The sequence below is a fragment of the Sphingomonas sp. HMP9 genome, from assembly GCF_013374115.1.
Lineage (GTDB): Bacteria > Pseudomonadota > Alphaproteobacteria > Sphingomonadales > Sphingomonadaceae > Sphingomonas.
The window spans coordinates 1,275,694-1,291,683 of sequence record NZ_AP022673.1; the positions used below are offsets into that span (position 1 = coordinate 1,275,694).

At 65.5% G+C, this 15,990-nt stretch carries 16 protein-coding genes and 2 tRNA genes; 4 read left to right on the forward strand and 14 right to left on the reverse strand.

Going from position 1 to position 15,990, the window contains the following annotated elements; all coding sequences use genetic code 11:
- The first annotated feature begins 13 nt into the window (after positions 1-13).
- Complete coding sequence (gene mobA / locus HMP09_RS05565; protein WP_176499549.1) at positions 14-502, forward strand: molybdenum cofactor guanylyltransferase; 489 nt, start codon at positions 14-16, stop codon at positions 500-502.
- Entirely contained in the window at positions 499-1,290 is a 792-nt protein-coding gene (gene fdhD / locus HMP09_RS05570) for a formate dehydrogenase accessory sulfurtransferase FdhD (protein WP_176499550.1), read from the forward strand. Before mobA ends, fdhD begins: the two co-directional genes overlap by 4 nt.
- A 31-nt stretch (positions 1,291-1,321) precedes the next feature.
- Here the strand turns inward: fdhD and HMP09_RS05575 are convergent, their stop codons facing one another.
- The 6 genes from HMP09_RS05575 to HMP09_RS05600 form a co-directional block, all read right to left on the reverse strand.
- Positions 1,322-2,110, reverse strand: coding sequence for a formate/nitrite transporter family protein (locus tag HMP09_RS05575; RefSeq protein WP_176499551.1), 789 nt, complete (start codon positions 2,108-2,110; stop codon positions 1,322-1,324).
- The gene (locus HMP09_RS05580; protein WP_176499552.1) at positions 2,107-4,479 is read right to left on the reverse strand and encodes an FdhF/YdeP family oxidoreductase; all 2,373 of its coding nucleotides are present in this window, start codon (positions 4,477-4,479) and stop codon (positions 2,107-2,109) included. Before HMP09_RS05580 ends, HMP09_RS05575 begins: the two co-directional genes overlap by 4 nt.
- A 180-nt stretch (positions 4,480-4,659) precedes the next feature.
- Positions 4,660-4,736, reverse strand: a tRNA-Met gene (locus tag HMP09_RS05585).
- A 66-nt stretch (positions 4,737-4,802) separates the two neighbouring features.
- On the reverse strand, positions 4,803-5,312 hold the full coding sequence (locus HMP09_RS05590) for a 2'-5' RNA ligase family protein (protein ID WP_176501593.1): 510 nt from the start codon (positions 5,310-5,312) through the stop codon (positions 4,803-4,805).
- Positions 5,313-5,499: 187 nt separating this feature from the next.
- Complete coding sequence (locus tag HMP09_RS05595; protein ID WP_232090858.1) at positions 5,500-7,398, reverse strand: potassium transporter Kup; 1,899 nt, start codon at positions 7,396-7,398, stop codon at positions 5,500-5,502.
- Positions 7,399-7,656: 258 nt separating this feature from the next.
- Positions 7,657-8,097 carry an Lrp/AsnC family transcriptional regulator gene (locus HMP09_RS05600; RefSeq protein WP_176499553.1) on the reverse strand — a complete coding sequence of 147 codons (441 nt, stop codon included), beginning with the start codon at positions 8,095-8,097 and terminating at the stop codon, positions 7,657-7,659.
- A 127-nt stretch (positions 8,098-8,224) separates the two neighbouring features.
- Here HMP09_RS05600 and ald point away from each other — a divergent pair, with 127 nt between their 5' ends.
- Entirely contained in the window at positions 8,225-9,331 is a 1,107-nt protein-coding gene (gene ald / locus HMP09_RS05605; protein ID WP_176499554.1) for an alanine dehydrogenase, read from the forward strand.
- A gap of 50 nt (positions 9,332-9,381) precedes the next feature.
- Entirely contained in the window at positions 9,382-9,600 is a 219-nt protein-coding gene (locus tag HMP09_RS05610) for a DUF3072 domain-containing protein (protein ID WP_056405507.1), read from the forward strand.
- A 105-nt stretch (positions 9,601-9,705) separates the two neighbouring features.
- On the opposite strand, the gene HMP09_RS05615 is transcribed toward HMP09_RS05610, so the two are convergent.
- The 8 genes from HMP09_RS05615 to HMP09_RS05650 form a co-directional block, all read right to left on the reverse strand.
- Positions 9,706-10,431, reverse strand: a complete 726-nt coding sequence (locus HMP09_RS05615) for a tetratricopeptide repeat protein (protein WP_232090703.1) — start codon at positions 10,429-10,431, stop codon at positions 9,706-9,708.
- Entirely contained in the window at positions 10,347-10,763 is a 417-nt protein-coding gene (locus HMP09_RS05620; protein WP_176499555.1) for a cytochrome c-type biogenesis protein, read from the reverse strand. Before HMP09_RS05620 ends, HMP09_RS05615 begins: the two co-directional genes overlap by 85 nt.
- A gap of 101 nt (positions 10,764-10,864) precedes the next feature.
- Positions 10,865-11,392 (reverse strand): DsbE family thiol:disulfide interchange protein, encoded by a 528-nt coding sequence (locus HMP09_RS05625; RefSeq protein ID WP_176499556.1) that lies wholly within the window; start codon positions 11,390-11,392, stop codon positions 10,865-10,867.
- A complete protein-coding gene (locus HMP09_RS05630) occupies positions 11,389-13,302 on the reverse strand; it encodes a heme lyase CcmF/NrfE family subunit (RefSeq protein WP_176499557.1) in 1,914 nt (637 codons plus the stop codon). Before HMP09_RS05630 ends, HMP09_RS05625 begins: the two co-directional genes overlap by 4 nt.
- Positions 13,299-13,745: a cytochrome c maturation protein CcmE gene (ccmE, locus tag HMP09_RS05635; RefSeq protein ID WP_176499558.1), complete on the reverse strand. Its 447-nt coding sequence runs from the start codon at positions 13,743-13,745 to the stop codon at positions 13,299-13,301. Before ccmE ends, HMP09_RS05630 begins: the two co-directional genes overlap by 4 nt.
- 97 nt (positions 13,746-13,842) lie before the next feature.
- Positions 13,843-14,568: a heme ABC transporter permease CcmC gene (gene ccmC, locus HMP09_RS05640; protein ID WP_176499559.1), complete on the reverse strand. Its 726-nt coding sequence runs from the start codon at positions 14,566-14,568 to the stop codon at positions 13,843-13,845.
- A gap of 170 nt (positions 14,569-14,738) precedes the next feature.
- Positions 14,739-15,788, reverse strand: coding sequence for a Leu/Phe/Val dehydrogenase (locus tag HMP09_RS05645; RefSeq protein WP_176499560.1), 1,050 nt, complete (start codon positions 15,786-15,788; stop codon positions 14,739-14,741).
- Between the two features lie 112 nt (positions 15,789-15,900).
- A tRNA-His gene (locus HMP09_RS05650) sits at positions 15,901-15,977 on the reverse strand.
- Positions 15,978-15,990: the final 13 nt, after the last annotated feature.

A 15,990-nucleotide genomic window follows, 5' to 3' on the forward strand; every position in this document is an offset into this window, starting at 1 on the left:
CATCCTCGGCGTCGTGCTCGCCGGCGGGCAGTCGTCGCGCTTCGGGTCCGACAAGGCGCAGGCGGTGTTGCACGGGCGCGCGCTGGCGGAGCATGCGCGCACTTTGTTGGCGCCGCATGTCGAGCGCGCGGTGATCGCCGGGCGGGACGGGACTATCCCCGACAGGCCCGGTCCGGGCCTCGGGCCCCTGGGCGGCATCGCCGGCGCGCTCGACCATGCCGCCGGGCTGGGCTTCACCTCCGTGCTGACGATCGCTTGCGACATGCCTTACCTGCCCGAGGGGTTGCTGATGGCGTTGGCGCGCAGGGCGTCGGCCTATTGCCCCGATGCGCCGGTTCTCGGGCATTGGGAGACACGGTTGCTCGAGACCCTGCTGACCCATATCGAGACCGTGCCGCGCCGTTCGGTGCGGGGGTGGGCGGACGCGATCGGCGCTTGTCCGATCCCGGCGGGGGCGCCGATCCCGAACGTCAATACGCCGCAGGACCTCGATACCCTATGACGACTTCGCGCACGCAAACGGTCAAGATCCTGCGGCCTGACTCGATCACCGCGGGCGAACGCGCGATCGCGGTCGAGGTCCCCGTTGCGATCGAGATCGACGGGCTTGGCTATGCGGTCATGATGATGACGCCTGCCGATCTGGCCGAATTCACGACCGGATTCCTGCTGACCGAGCGGCTCGCCGACAGCGCCGACGACGTACGCGACATCGATATCTTCGAGGCGGAGGCGGGCTGGATCGTCCGCGTCGGGCTGTCCGATCGGTGCAAGGGGCGGATCCACGACCGCGTCCGCCACCGCACCAGCGACACGAGCTGCGGGCTATGCGGGATCTCGGGGCTCGAACAGCTCCGCAAACCCGTCCCCAGGACGCCGCCAAAGCCCGACACGCCTGTGAACGCGCTGTTTGCCGCACTCGGTGGGCTGCGCGCGCATCAACCTCTCAACGCCGCTACGGGCGCCATTCATGCGGCGGCCGCGTGCGATCGTGAAGGCCGGATCGTTGCCGCCTATGAAGACGTCGGGCGCCACAACGCGCTCGACAAGCTCATCGGCGGGCTGGCGATCACCGCCGAGCCGATCGACGGCTTCATCCTCGTTACCTCGCGGATCAGCTTCGAGATGGTCGACAAGGCGCTGATCGCCGGCACGCCGATGCTGGTTGGCATTTCCGCGCCGACCAGCCTGGCGATCGATCATGCGCGCGAGCACGGCCTTACCTTGCTCGCGCTCGCCCGCAGCGACGCGATCCTGGTCGTCAACGATCCGTGGAACGTCTTCGCCTAGCCGCAAGCGGTGCGGCCAGGCAAAGCGACGCTTACTTCGCGGCGAGAACCGCGTCGGTCTTTGCGGCGGCGAGATAGCCGCCGACGACGAACACCAGCCCGCCAATGATGTTGCCGAGACTGACGATCGCGAGATTGCGGATCATCCCGAAAATATCGATCGACGAATGCGGGACGAGCAGGCCCAGCGTCAGCGCCGTCATGTTGGCGACCGAATGCTCGAACCCGGCCGCGACGAACGCCAGCAGGATCCACGCCATCGCGATGCACTTGGCAGCGTCGCCGGTCATCCGCGCGGCTGTCCAGATCGCCAGGCAGACGAGCCAGTTGCACAGGATCGCGCGCGCCAGCAACGCGACCGTGCTGGCCTCGACCTTGTGCTGGACATAGGCATGGAACATCGTGTCGGCGTTCGCATAGATCGCCCCGCCACCGCCGGCGGCAAAGATGACCGACAAGATGATCCCGCCGACCAGGTTGCCAATCCAGACGACGAGGATGAGCTTCAGGGCATCGGCGACGCTGACGGTCCGCTTCGCCAGACCGAAGCCCAGGTACATCACATAACCAGTGAACAGTTCGGCCCCGGCGAACACGGTCAGGATCAGCCCGAGCCCGAAGGTCGCGCCCATCACCAGCGGGCGGACGCCGGGCTCGAGCCCCGAGCCCGTGCTGAGCGCTAGGATCATCGCGATGCCGATGTAGGTGCCGGCGAGGATCGCGCCGGCGAAGAAGCCACCGGGAGAGCGCCGCAGCGCCTCCGCCTTGGTCGCCGCGAGGGTCGCATAGGTGTCGATCGTCGACGAATAACCGGTGCTCATGCGTGTACTTTGCTCTCGTGGCCGACGATGCCCGCGCGTACTACGCCGCGATCCGACCCCATGTCGGCGGCGGCGGGACGGACGGTCACCGGGATGGATTTGTAGGACGGGGTGAAACTCTGCGGATCATGGTCCTCGAGCGCGATCAACGGCTGCGTCTCGGGGTAATAGGAGGCGACGCAGCCGTCAGGCAGCGCATAGCGCACCAGCATCAGCTTCTGGACGACGCGGTCGGGCCGGGCGAACTGGAGGGCCGTCGCGATATCAACGACATCGCCTTCCTTGTGCCCGAGCCGCGCCATGTCGCGCTCGTTCATGAACAGCACGTCCCGCCGCCCGAAGACGCCGCGATAGCGATCGTCGAGGCTGTAGACGGTGGTGTTGTACTGATCGTGCGCGCGCAGCGTCGTGAGCCGCAGCACGTCCGGATCGCCCGCGGTCTCGTCCTGCTCGATGCCGGCGGTGACGATGAAGTTCGCCTTGCCGCTCTCCGTGTTCCACTCGCGCATCGCCGCCGAATTGGGGAGGTGGAAACCGCCCGGCTTGCGGATCCGCGCGTTGTAATCGGCAAAGGCGGGGAAGACCGCCTCGATCTTGTCGCGGATCAGGCTGTAGTCGCCGACATAGGCGTCCCAGTCGATCGCGACCGGCGCATGGCCCTTGGCGGCGAACGTCGCCTTGGCAATCTCGCCGACGATCCAGATCTCCGACTTCACATTCTCACCGGGCGGCATGAGGAAGCCGCGCGAGGCGTGGACCATCGACATCGAATCCTCGACCGTCACCGCCTGCTGGCCAGTCGCCTGCATGTCGAGTTCGGTGCGGCCGAGACACGGCAGCACATAGGTCGCCTTCGCCATCAGCAACTGCGTGCGGTTGAGCTTGGTCGTGATGTGAACCGCGAGATCGAGGTTGCGGAAGCCCTCCGCGCACGCCTGCGGGTCGGACGAGGCGATGGCGAGATTGCCGCCGAGGCAGACGATCGCCTTGGCCTTGCCGTCGCGCATCGCGGCGATGCTCTCGACGACCGAATGGCCATGCTCGCGCGGCGGCTCGAACCCGAACACGTCGCGCATGTTGTCGAGCAGCATCGTCATCGGCCGCTCGGTGATGCCGACGGTGCGGTCGCCCTGCACGTTGCTATGACCGCGCAAGGGGCAGATACCCGCGCCGGGGCGGCCCATGTTGCCGCGCAAAAGCATAAGGTTCGCGATCTGCTGCACGTTGCTGGTGCCCGTGCGGTGCTGCGTGACGCCCATGCCGTAGCAGCAGATCGTCGCCTTTGACGCTGCATAGATCTGCGCGACCTGTTCGAGATCACTGCGCGTCAGACCGCTTGCCTGCTCGATATCCACCCATTCGCTGATCGCGAGATCGGCGATATAGTCGTCCAGCCCGGCGGTATGCTCGGCAATGAACGCGTGATCGAACGCGGGTTCGGTACCCGACGCCTTGGCCGCCTCGTCGAGCGCGAGCAACGCCTTGGCGATGCCCTTCAGCGCCGCCGCGTCGCCGCCGACCTTCACCTGATAATAGCTGGTCGCGATCGGCGTCGCCGACATCGTCGCCATCTCGACCACCGATTGCGGTGATTCGAAGCGTTCGAGCGAGCGTTCCTTGAGCGGGTTGAATACGATGATCTTGCCGCCGCGCTTGGACACTTCGCGCAAGGTCGCCATCATCCGCGGATGGTTGGTGCCGGGGTTGTGGCCGATCGACAGGATCAGGTCGGCGTGATCGAAATCCTCGAGGCTGACAGTCCCTTTGCCGATCCCGATCGACTTGGGGAGGCCGACCGAGGTCGCCTCGTGGCACATGTTCGAGCAATCGGGGAAATTGTTGGTGCCGTACATCCGGACGAACAGCTGGAACAGGAACGCGGCCTCGTTCGAGCAGCGCCCCGAGGTGTAGAATTCGGACTGATTGGGGTCGGGCACGGCGGCGAGGCCTGCGCCGATCTCGCGCATCGCGTCCGCCCAGCTCACGACCTCATAATGATCCGTCGCGGCATTGTAGCGAAGCGGCTCGGTCACGCGGCCCTGGTCCTCGATCCAGTGATCGCTCTGCTTCCAGATGTCCGACACGCTATGCTTGGCGAAGAAGTCCGAGCCGATCGTCTTCGCGGTGGACTCCCAGGCTACGGCCTTCGCGCCATTCTCGCAGAATTCGAACGACGAGGTATGTTTGGGGTCAGGCCATGCACAGCTCGGGCAATCGAAGCCGTCGGGCTGGTTCGACTTGAGCAGCGTCTGGCCACCGCGGACGACGATCTGCTGCGCCTTCAGCGATACGGCGACGGCCTTGAGCGCGCCCCAGCCGCCGGCCGGTCCCGTGTAATCGGTGATCCCATCAGGGCGTTTGTCACGCATACTCGTCTCTCCCGTACCGCCGACCGCCCACACGCACCAAAAGCGCGACAAGAAGGCTGACCATTAACGTATGGCAATAGAACCACAGTTTCGGATTGCGAAGACGAGTTTCCCGCACTCGGTGATCGGATATGTCGGTCTGAAGATGCGGACTGGGGACGCCGTGCGCACCGTCCGAAATGGTAGCGAAGGAGGGACTTGAACCCCCGACCCCAGGATTATGATTCCCGTGCTCTAACCAACTGAGCTACTTCGCCGTACCGTCCGTCAGGGAAGCGTTCTTCCCTGCGAGGCGCGGCCTATAGGAAGCGGTTTCGAGGCGGTCAAGCGAACATGTGCCGGGAAATCGCTTCCCACGGTCCGCCGCGGTACCACCACGCGCCAAGACCGGCGATTTCGACGTCCTTCGGGGCGAAATCGCGCTGCAGATTGCCGAGCAGGAGTTTGGCCACCTGCGGGCTGACCTTGTTCTGGATCGTGACGTGCGCGCGCCAGCCGCCGGCGTCCTGCGGGGTGAGCATGCCGGTGAACGCGTCGGCGAGCCGCGCGCGGATGCCGACCAGATCGGGGGACTCGATCCGGTAGGCGACTCCGCGGCCGAGCGACATGAGGCCGCCGACGCGGGCCTGCGGCGCGCGAATGCCGCGCGTCTCCTGGTTGAGACGGTGCTTCAGCTCGTCGAGCCCCGACGGTGGCAGGTGATGGAACAGCGTCAGATGCGCATCGAGCTGGTTGCGCTCGGGCGGGAAGTGCTCGCGGCGCATCGCATCGAAGAACGCGGTGTCTTTCCGGCCGAACAGGGCCGTGACGATAATCGGTGCCACTTCGGTCATGGCCGTCGTCATAAAGACACCGCCCCGGCGGAGGCCGGGGTCCAATTGGGAAACGTCGATGGCGCAGGTTGCGCTTCGTTACTGCAACCTTTCCAATTGGGCCCCGGCCTCCGCCGGGGAGGTGCGCCTGTACGACTGTGAGGTGTGCCGAACGCGCGGAGCGGAACGGGATGGACCGAATACGCCATCAGATCTCGATCTGGCTACCGAGTTCGACCACGCGGTTGGTCGGCAGGCGGAAGAACTCCATCGCGCTTTCGGCGTTGCGCAGCATCCACGCGAACAGCTTTTCGCGCCAGATCATCATGCCGGGCTTGTCCGACGCGAGCAGCGTCTGGCGCGACAGGAAGAAGCTGGTGTCCATCATCTTGAAGTCCGCGCCGCAGTTATGGACCTGGCGCAACGCTGCTGGCACATCGGCATCCTCCATGAAGCCATAGCGCAGCACGAGGCGGTGGAAGCCGCTGCCGAGCTCCTCGCGGACCGCACGGTCGTTGGCGGGCCAATAAGGCTGGCTGACGATCTTGACGGTCAGCAGGATCACCCGCTCGTGCAGCACCTTGTTGTGCTTGAGGTTGTGGAGCAGCGCGTGCGGCACGCCGTCCGCGGTCGAGGTCATGAACACCGCGGTGCCGGGTACGCGCGACGCCGAACTGGCGGCCGAGCCGATGAACACCTTGATCGGCATCGCGGCCTCATGCATCCGGTCGATCATCAGCTGCCGCCCCTTCGACCAGGTCGTCAGGAAGGTGAAGATGATGAAGCCGACCAGCAGCGGGAACCAACCGCCGGCAGGCACCTTGGTCAGGTTCGCCGCGAAATAGGCGCCATCGACCGTGAAGAAGATCGCCAGCAGGGGGATCGCCGCGATCTTCGGCCAGTTCCAAAGGCGGAACAGCACGACGCCGAGCAGACAGGTGTCGATAAACATCGCGCCGGTCACCGCGATGCCATACGCGCTCGTCAGGTTCGACGAGGTGCGGAAGAACAGCACGAGCAGGATCACCATCACCATCAGCGCACCGTTGACGAGCGGGATGTAGATCTGCCCCTCGGTCGACGCGCTGGTGTGTTCGATGCGAAGCCGCGGGATGAAGCCGAGCTGGATCGCCTGCTGGGTCACCGAGAACGCACCGGAGATCACCGCCTGCGACGCGATCACCGCGGCCATCGTCGCGAGGATGACGAGCGGGAGCTGGAGGCTTTCGGGCGCGAGATTGTAGAACGGGCTGACGAGTGCGGCCTGGCCGTCGCGGGACAGCAGCGCGCCCTGCCCCATATAGTTCAAGATCAGCGCGGGCAGCACGAAGAACAGCCACGAGATGCCGATCGGCTTGCGCCCGAAATGGCCCATGTCCGCATACAGCGCCTCGGCACCGGTGACCGCGAGCACGACCGAGCCCAACGCCAGGAAGGCGCGCTCGGGATCGATGATGAAGAACTCGACGGCGTAATGCGGCGACAGCGCCCAGAGCACCCCGGGGGTCTGGATGATACTGAGGATGCCCAGCACCGCGATGACGCTGAAATACACCAGCATGATCGGCCCGAACACGAGGCCGATCCGCGCCGTGCCGCTCTTCTGGACCCAGAACAGCCCGATCAGGATCACGATCACGATCGGCAGCACCAGCCCCGCAAACGCCGGCGCGGCGACGGCGAGGCCCTCGACCGCAGACAGGACCGACACCGCAGGGGTAATCATGCTGTCGCCGTAGAACAAAGCGGTCGCAAATACACCGAGCAGGATGATGCCCTTGCTCCAGCGCCGCGTCTTGGTCTTGCCCGAGACGAGCGCCAGCAGCGCGAGACTGCCGCCCTCGCCCTTGTTGTCGGCACGCATGATGATGATGACGTATTTGACCGTCACGACGATCATCATCGACCAGAACATCAGGCTGATAACGCCCATGATGTGCGCCGCGTCGAGCGCGAGCTTGTGATGGCCGGCGAAGGTTTCGCGGAAGGCGTAGAGCGGGCTGGTGCCGATATCGCCGAAGACGATACCGATTGCGCCGAAGGCGAGCTTCAGCATGCCGTCCGAGTGATGATGCCCCGTCTCGGGATCGAGACTGGCGGGTGGCACGGTCGAGGCCGCGGCGGTCTGATCGACGCTCACTGGACGGTGAATCGACCCGGAAGTGCAGCAATCATCATCGAATTTCCGATTTCACCCTGTGCCCCAAGCGCGCGCATTTAGCATGGGGGGCAGAGGGCGGCAACGGCGGGACGATTAGCGTGGATTAACCGGGGCTGATCACGCCTGTTCTCCTGCGCACGCAGGAGCCCAGGGTAACGGGCGATACCGCTCTTGATCCTGGATTCCTGCGTTCGCAGGAAAACTTCAACGGGTGACGACTTCACGGATGACGAAATGCGACGCTAGACGCGTGACACCGGGGAGTTGCGACAGCGTCTCGCGGTGGATGCGCTCGAACGTCTCGCCGTCGCGGATCTCGACATGGAGCATGTAATCCGCCTCCCCGCTCATCAGGAAGCATTGTACGACCTGCGGGCAATCGACGATTTCCGCCTCGAACGCCGCCATCGTTTCCTTGCGCTGGTCGCGCAGCGTCACGTTGACCAGGACGATGCTCGGGTCGCCGCGCGCAGCCCTCGACAACACGGCACGATAGCCGGTGATCGCACCGCTATCGCGAAGCTGCGCGACGCGGCGATGCGCGGCGCTCGCGGAAAGACCGACCGCATCGCCAAGTTCGGCGCTCGTCAGGTCGGAATTGGCGGCAAGCAGGTCCAAAATCCTGCGCTCGATCGTGATGCTCAAGATAATCCCGTTTTCGCTGCGATAGATGCAATCATCGTGCAGTTCCGCTACGCTACCGCCACGAGTTTGCGAACCCTTCCCGTCCAAGGCGAGCTACTATCGCGCAAACGATAATGGAGTGGAATCAATGCGCGTCGGTGTCCCCAAGGAAATCAAGAATCACGAATATCGCGTCGGCCTGACGCCGCCTTCGGTCGCCGAGCTGGTCGCGGCCGGTCACGAGGTTGTGGTCGAGACGCAGGCCGGCTCGGGGATCGATTTCGAGGACCAGGATTATGTCGACGCGGGTGCGACCATCCTGCCGACCGCAGCTGCGGTGTTCGCGGGCGCGGACATGATCGTGAAGGTCAAGGAGCCGCAGCCGGGTGAGATCGCGATGCTCGAACCACGCCATCTGCTCTTCACCTATCTCCACCTCGCCGCCGACAAGCCGCAGGCCGAGGGCCTGATGAAGTCGGGCGCGACCTGCATCGCCTACGAGACGGTCACCGACCATCGCCGCGGCCTACCGCTGCTCAAGCCGATGTCGGAAGTCGCGGGCCGCATGTCGGTACAGGTCGGCGCGCATTATTTGGAGAAGGAACAGGGCGGACGGGGCGTCTTGCTCGGCGGCGTTCCCGGTGTCGCGCCGGCGAAGGTCGCGATCCTCGGTGGCGGCGTGTCGGGCGTCAACGCCGCGCAGATGGCGGTCGGCATGCGCGCCGACGTGACGATCTACGACATCTCGAACGATCGCCTTGCCGAGCTCGACATGTTCTTCTCAAGCCAGATCAAGACCGCCTATGCCTCCAAGGCGGCGATCGCCGCGGGGGTGAAGAACGCGCATCTCGTCATCGGTGCCGTGCTGGTCCCTGGTGCCGCTGCACCCAAGCTCGTCACGCGCGAGATGCTCAAGACGATGAAGCGCGGTTCGGTGCTGGTCGACATTGCGATCGACCAGGGCGGGTGCTTCGAGACGTCGCACGCCACAACGCATGAGGACCCGGTGTTCGAGGTCGACGGCGTCATCCATTACTGCGTCGCCAACATGCCCGGCGCGGTCGCGCGTACCTCGGCATTCGCGCTGAACAACGCGACGTTGCCGTTCGCGTTGAAGCTCGCCAATCTGGGAGCCGAAGCGGCGATGAAGGCCGATGCGCATCTCGCCAACGGGCTGAACGTCTACAAGGGCAAGATCGCCTACAAGGCGGTCGCGGATGATCTAGGTTTACCTTACGAAGCTTGGGTTGGCTGATCGGGAACGGATACGGAACATGCGTGTTGGACAGGGGAAAGGAATTTCCAATGTCCGACACCCCGAACCCCAAGTCCGAACCGTTCTCGAACGCCGAGAAGGATCCGCACGACTGGACTACCGGTGATGAGAAGATGACCGGTGCACAGGCGAGCTACCTCAAGACGCTGTCCGAGGAAGCGCATGAGGAATTCGACGAGTCGCTGACGAAAGCCGATGCGTCGCTTAAAATCGACGAACTTCAGGGAAAGACCGGCCGGGGGCAGTAATCCCTCCGGCTCCCTTTCTCCGCCAATCTAGCAAAATCAGGATCCCGAGCCACTCAGCATAATGAGTTTGGTTCTGGGTCCTGAATTACTCCCGGGATGGCGGAGTTATTGTTGAACCGCTCCTGCATCTTGCATCGCCAGGAACCGGTCCAGTAACGCGAGCCGCGTGGCTATTTCACCGCGGTACGAAATACTGGCTGGCGTCAGCGCCAGCGCCTTCGCCCAATACGGCCGCGCGGTCGCGAACTCCCCTGCCCTGACATAGGCCAAGCCCAGGAAAAACGGCGGTGCAGGATGCTTCGGCGCCAGCCGCATTGCCTGCTGGTACGCGAACAATGCCGGCGGCGAGACCTGATTGCCGTCATGCGCGGCTAGCGCGTTGGCGAGCCCCGTCCACAACACCAGGCTCTTTGGCGCGACACGGATGCCACCTATCAACACCTGAACAGCCGCCCGTCGTTCGCCGATCCGGGTCATTGCGTCCGCTGCGACCAGATACGCCGCTGCGCCCGTATACCGCTCCAGCATCTGGTCGCGCAGTTCGAGCATCGCGCCATCGTCGGGCGTGGGCGCCGGCCCGGTCGACACGTCATGGCCGGCAAGCCCCGGCTGCCCCTGCCACGCATACCCCGCTGCGCCGAGCATGAGTGCCGCAGCGACCATCGTCCAAAGAACGCGGTTCACCTTCAACACCGCGAGCAGCGCAAATGCCCCCGCACCGATCGCGGCCAGCCACACATATCCCATCAGCGCACCTTCCGGCGAAAACTCGACCGCGCGATCCAGGCACCGATTGCCAAAAGCAGGATCGGCGCGAACCACAACGGCCATGTCAGTCCCGACAAGGGCGGATCATAGGTCACATAGTCCCCGTAGCGCGACACCAGCCAATCGCGGATCGAGGCGGGCTTCTCCCCCCGCTCGATCCGTTGGCGGACGAGCGCGCGCATGTCGGCGGCCATGTCGGCATCGCTGTCCGCGATCGACTGCCCCTGGCAGACAAGGCACCGCAACGTTTCCATAAGCGCGCGCGCGGAGGCTTCCTTGGCGGGGTCGGCGAGCTGGACGTTCGCGTAATGGGCGGGCGGGGTGACGGGCTGCGCTGCGGCTGGCGCAATGCAGAGCAACAGCGCCGCAAGAAACTCCCCTCCCGCTCGCGGCAAGGGTCGGGGGAGGGCATGACGCAAACGCGCGCTCGGTAAGCGAGAAGAAGCTCCTCCCCTAACCCCTCCCGCAAGCGGAAGGGGTACTAGGTGACGCCTGCTCACCGCGCATCCTTCACGGCCTGGGCGATCTCAGCCACATTTTCGGGCCGGATATCGCCGATGATCTGCTTCACGACGATCCCGCGACCGTCGATCACGAACGTCTCGGGCACGCCCGACGAGCCCAGCGCCAGCTGAACCTGGCTCGCTTTGTCGCTGCCGATCCGCTCGTACGGATCGCCGTTGCGGCGGAGGAAGCCCGCGATCGCCGGCGCAGTGTCACGGATCGCGATCGCATCGATCGGGACGCCCATCGCCTTCAGGCCCATCAACTGCGGAACCTCGGCGATGCAAGGAATGCACCAGCTGGCGAAGACGTTAAGCAACCGCGGCTTGCCCTGTCGGAACGACGCGCTGGTCAGGCCCGGCTTGCCCGGAACCATCGCTGGCAACGCAAAATCGGGGAGCGGCTTGCCGACCATCGCCGAACGAACGGTTTTCTCGGCGGGCCGGAACAGCCCGCTCGCGACCACCGCGAACAGCAATGCGAAGATCGCCAGCGGCGCCCAGAGTGCGAGCCGCTTCATGCCCAGTGCGTCCGCATCGCGGTACGCCGTTCACGCCTGACGCGGCCGAGCAGCGACAGCGCGCCACCCAGCGCGATCAGCACGCCGCCGAACCAGATGAGCGTCACGAACGGTTTCCACCAGAGCCGGAGCTGCCACCGCCCCTGCCCGTCCGGCTGGCCGAGGACGGTATAGAGCTGGCCATCGAGCACGGTCAGGATCGCCGATTCGTTGGTGCTGGTCGGCGGGTTGGCGAAGAACCGGAGCTGCGGGCGGAGGATGCTCGCGCTGCTGCCTCGGGTTGCGGTCAGCCGCGCTTCCAGGGCCGACCAGTTCTCCCCGATCACCGGCGAGATGCCGTCGAGTGTGACGGTATAGGGCCCGACGCGCGCCGGTTCGCCCGCGCGTACCGCGACCAGCGTCTCCTTGGTGAACGCGCTGTCCGATGCCATTCCGGCGAGGCTGACCGCGATCCCGAGATGCGCGATGACCATGCCATAGGTGAACAGCGGCGTGCGCCGGAGGTTGCGTTTCCACAAGGGCGCGACGCTGGCGACCGCCAGACCGGCGGCGAGCGACAACCCTGCCCACGGGAGCACACCTGGCCAGACGAACAGCAAAGCGATCGCCGCAACCACCGTAGCGCCGATCGGCAGCATCACACGGCCGAGCACCGCCTTCGCGTCGTCACGCCGCCAGCGCAGCAACGGCCCGACCGCCATCACGGCAACCAGCAGCAGCGCGATCGGCCCTGCCGCCTTGTTGAAGAACGGCGGGCCGACCGAGAGCTGTACGCCGAAGCTCGCCGCGACGATCGGGTAGAGCGTGCCGATCAGGACGATCCCGAGGATCACCGACAACAGCAGGTTATTCGCGACGAGACCGCCCTCGCGGCTGACCGGATCGAAGGTCGTGCCCGCGCGGACGGTGCCGATCCGCGCGGCGAACAACGCGAGCGCGCCGCCGATGTAGATGGCGAGCAGGGCGAGGATGAAGGCGCCGCGCTCCGGATCGACCGCGAACGCATGGACGCTCGTCAGGATGCCCGAGCGCACCAGGAACGTGCCGATCATCGACATCGAGAACGCGACGACCGCCAGCATGATCGTCCAGGCGCGCAAGCCATCGCGGGTCGCGAGCACCGTCACCGAATGGAGCAAGGCGGTGGCGGCGAGCCACGGCATCAGCGACGCGTTCTCGACCGGATCCCAAAACCACCAGCCGCCCCAGCCGAGCTCGTAATACGCCCAGTAACTGCCCGCGGTGATGCCGAGCGTCAGGAATATCCATGCGATCAGCACCCAGGGCCGCATCGCCTTGGCGAACGCCGGCCCGACGTCGCGGGTGACCAGCGCGCCGACCGCGAACGAGAACGCGACCGAAAGGCCGACATACCCCGTGTAGAGCGTCGGCGGATGGAACGCCAAGCCGGGGTCCTGCAGCAGCGGGTTGAGCCCGAGCCCGTCGGGAGCAGCCGGATTGAGCCGCGCGAACGGGTTCGAGGAGAAGAGCAGGAACGCGTAGAAGCCGAGCGCGATCGTCGCCTGTGCGCCAAGCGTGGCGGTCAGCGTGCGTTCGGGCAACGAGCGTTCGAAGATCGCGACCGCACCGCCGGCGAGCCCGAGGATCGTCACCCAGAGCAGCATCGAACCTTCGTGGTTCCCCCATGCGCCGGCGAATTTGTAGAGCCAGGGCTTGGCGGAATGGCTGTTCTCGACGACCAACTTGACCGACATGTCGGAGTCGAGGAACAGCTCGATCAGCAGCGCCATTGCCAGCAATGCCAGCAAGCCCTGGACAATCGCCACCGGCCGCACCGCCGCAGCAACATCGTCGCGACCGCGCGCGATGCCGATCGCCGCCATGACCAGTTGTAACGCCGCCAGCGCGCCTGCGAACCAGAGTGCGGCGAGACCTGCTTCGGCGATCACTGTTTCGCGTCCGGTTCGAGGGACTTGGTCTCGTGCATCTTGCCGGCCATCTCCGGCGGCATGTATTTCTCGTCGTGCTTGGCGAGCAGGTTCGACGCAACGAAGCTGCCGTTCGGCCGGAACTGGCCTTCGGCGACGACGCCCGATTTCTCGCGGAACAGGTCGGGGACGATGCCGGCGAAGACGACTGGCGTGGTCGCCTGCCCGTCGGTGACGACGAAATGCACGGTGATGCCGTCCGTGGCGCGCTGGACCGAACCGCCTTCGACCATCCCGCCGAGCCGGACCGCGCGACCGAGCGGCAGGCCGTCGCGGCGCACGTCGGACGGCGCGTAGAAGAACGCAGCCTGATCCTTGAGTGCCGACAACGCGAGCAGCCCCGCAACGACAACCGCGCCGAGCGCCAGCAGCGCCAACGTCAGGCGTTGATGCTTGGCCTTCACTTCTCCGCCTTCCGCATCGCCAGATAGCTCAGCAGCGCGATAATCGCGCCGCCCCCCAGCGTCACCACGTATGCAGCAGTCACGAACGGCCAGGGGTTCATGATCTGGCCATCCTGCGCATACGGGCTTCGGTCTTCGCGACTGCCAGCATTGTCCGCATCCGCATCAGCACGATGCCCGCGAACACGAACGTGAACCCAGCGAGCATGATCGGCAGCGGCCACAAGATCGAACCCGCGATCGTCGATTGCGTGAGGCCGATGCTCGGCCCCTGGTGCAGCGTGTTCCACCACACCACCGAATAGCGGATGATCGGCAGCAGCACCGATCCGGCGACCCCGTACAGCGCCGGCACGCGGCCATCGCCGCCCCGGTCGGCATCGGCCTTCGCGAGCGCCATGTAGCCGAGATAGACGAAGAACAGCAGCAGCATCGAGGTCAGCCGCCCATCCCATTGCCACCACGTTCCCCAGGTCGGCCGCCCCCAGATCGACCCGGTCATCAGGCAGAGCGCGGCGAACACCGCACCGGGCAGCGCAATCGCGCGTGCGGCGACGCTGGCGAGCGGATGCCGCCAGACGAGGAACATGATGCTGGAGATCGCGATCCCGCTCCATCCGCCCATGCCGAGCCATGCGGCGGGGACGTGGATGTAGAGGATGCGGACGGTCTCGCCCTGGAGGTAGTCGGGCGGGGTTTGCGTCAGGCCCGCCCAGCAGCCGATCGCAACGAGCACGACGCCGGCCCAGAAGAGCGCGGGTGTCAACGGCTTGGCGATCTTCAGGAAGCGCGCGGGGTTTGCGAAGGCGTGTAGGGTGGCCACTGGGGACAGCCATTATGGCAACATGGCGAGGCTGTCACCTCGGACTTAAGCCACTCTCCCCGCGGGAGATAGGAATGCCCTCGTCCCCTGCATGCCGTCATCCTGACTTTCGTCAGGATGACGGAGGTGAGCGAAGCACCACCGCTCAACAGGAAGAAAGGTTGCCCGGCTCAGCGGCCGATGAGGCGCTTTGCGATCGAATCCGCCACGTCCGACGCCGGCTGGCCGGTGCGGTCGCTTTCGTTCCAGACTTCGATCAGGCGCTCCGGAATGCGCGCGATCCGCGCCTTGACCTCGGCCTCGTCGCCGTGACCCAGATACTCCAGCCCAACGTTGATGATCCCGCCTGCGTTGATCACGTAATCCGGCGCGTACAGGATGCCACGATCGTGCAACCGCCCGCCATCCTCGCGGACGCTCAGCTGGTTGTTCGCGCCGCCCGCGACCACCTTTGTCTTCAGCGCGGCGATCGACATCTCGGTCAGGATCGCGCCGAGCGCGTTCGGGCTGAAGATATCCGCCTCAGTCGTCAGGACCGCCTCGGCGGCAACCGCGGTCGCGCCAAGTTCAGCGGCGAGCTTCTGCGCGCGCGCCTCGTCGACATCGGCCAACGTCAGCACTGCGCCGTCCTTGGCGAGCAGCCGCGCAAGCCCGCCGCCGACCGAACCGACGCCCTGGATCGCGACGCGCACGCCCTTCATGTCGGTCGCGCCCAGCCCACGCTGTGCCGCCGCCTTCACGCCGAGATAGATGCCGAGCGCGGTGTACGGCCCGGGATCGCCACCCGCAGCGCCGCTCGCGACCGGCAGGCCGGAGACGTAGCGCGTCTGCGTCGCGATCACCTTCATCCGCTCTTCGGACATGCCGACGTCTTCCGCCGTCACATAGCGCCCGCCGAGCGAATCGACCGCGCGGCCAAACGCCTCGAGCTGTGCCGTAGTGACGATGTCGCCGGGCTTGGCCGCGAGGACCACGCCCTTACCGCCGCCGAGTTCCAGGCCCGCCATCGCGTTCTTGAAGCTCATGCCGCGCGACAGGCGCAGCGCGTCGGTCACCGCGCGACCGTTATCGGCATAATGCCAGAACCGCGTGCCGCCCGCCGCCGGCCCGAGCTTGGTCGAGTGGAGCGCGATTACCGCACGCAGGCCCGATTCGGGATTGGTGAAGGCATGAACGCCCTCGTGGTCGTCGAAATCGGGAAGGTCCCAAACCGCTGTCATCGCCGGCTCCTGAGGAGAATAAAATTACCGGGAAGCGAAATATTATTTTCTCGGGGGTTTTACCAGCCCAAAGCGCCCGCATTGCAGGGGCTTGTCGAAAATAACGAAATAATGGGGCGACCGACGGGACTTGAACCCGCAACATCCGGCATCACAAGCCGACGCTCTAACCAATTGAACTACGACCGCCGCGTAGGCGTCG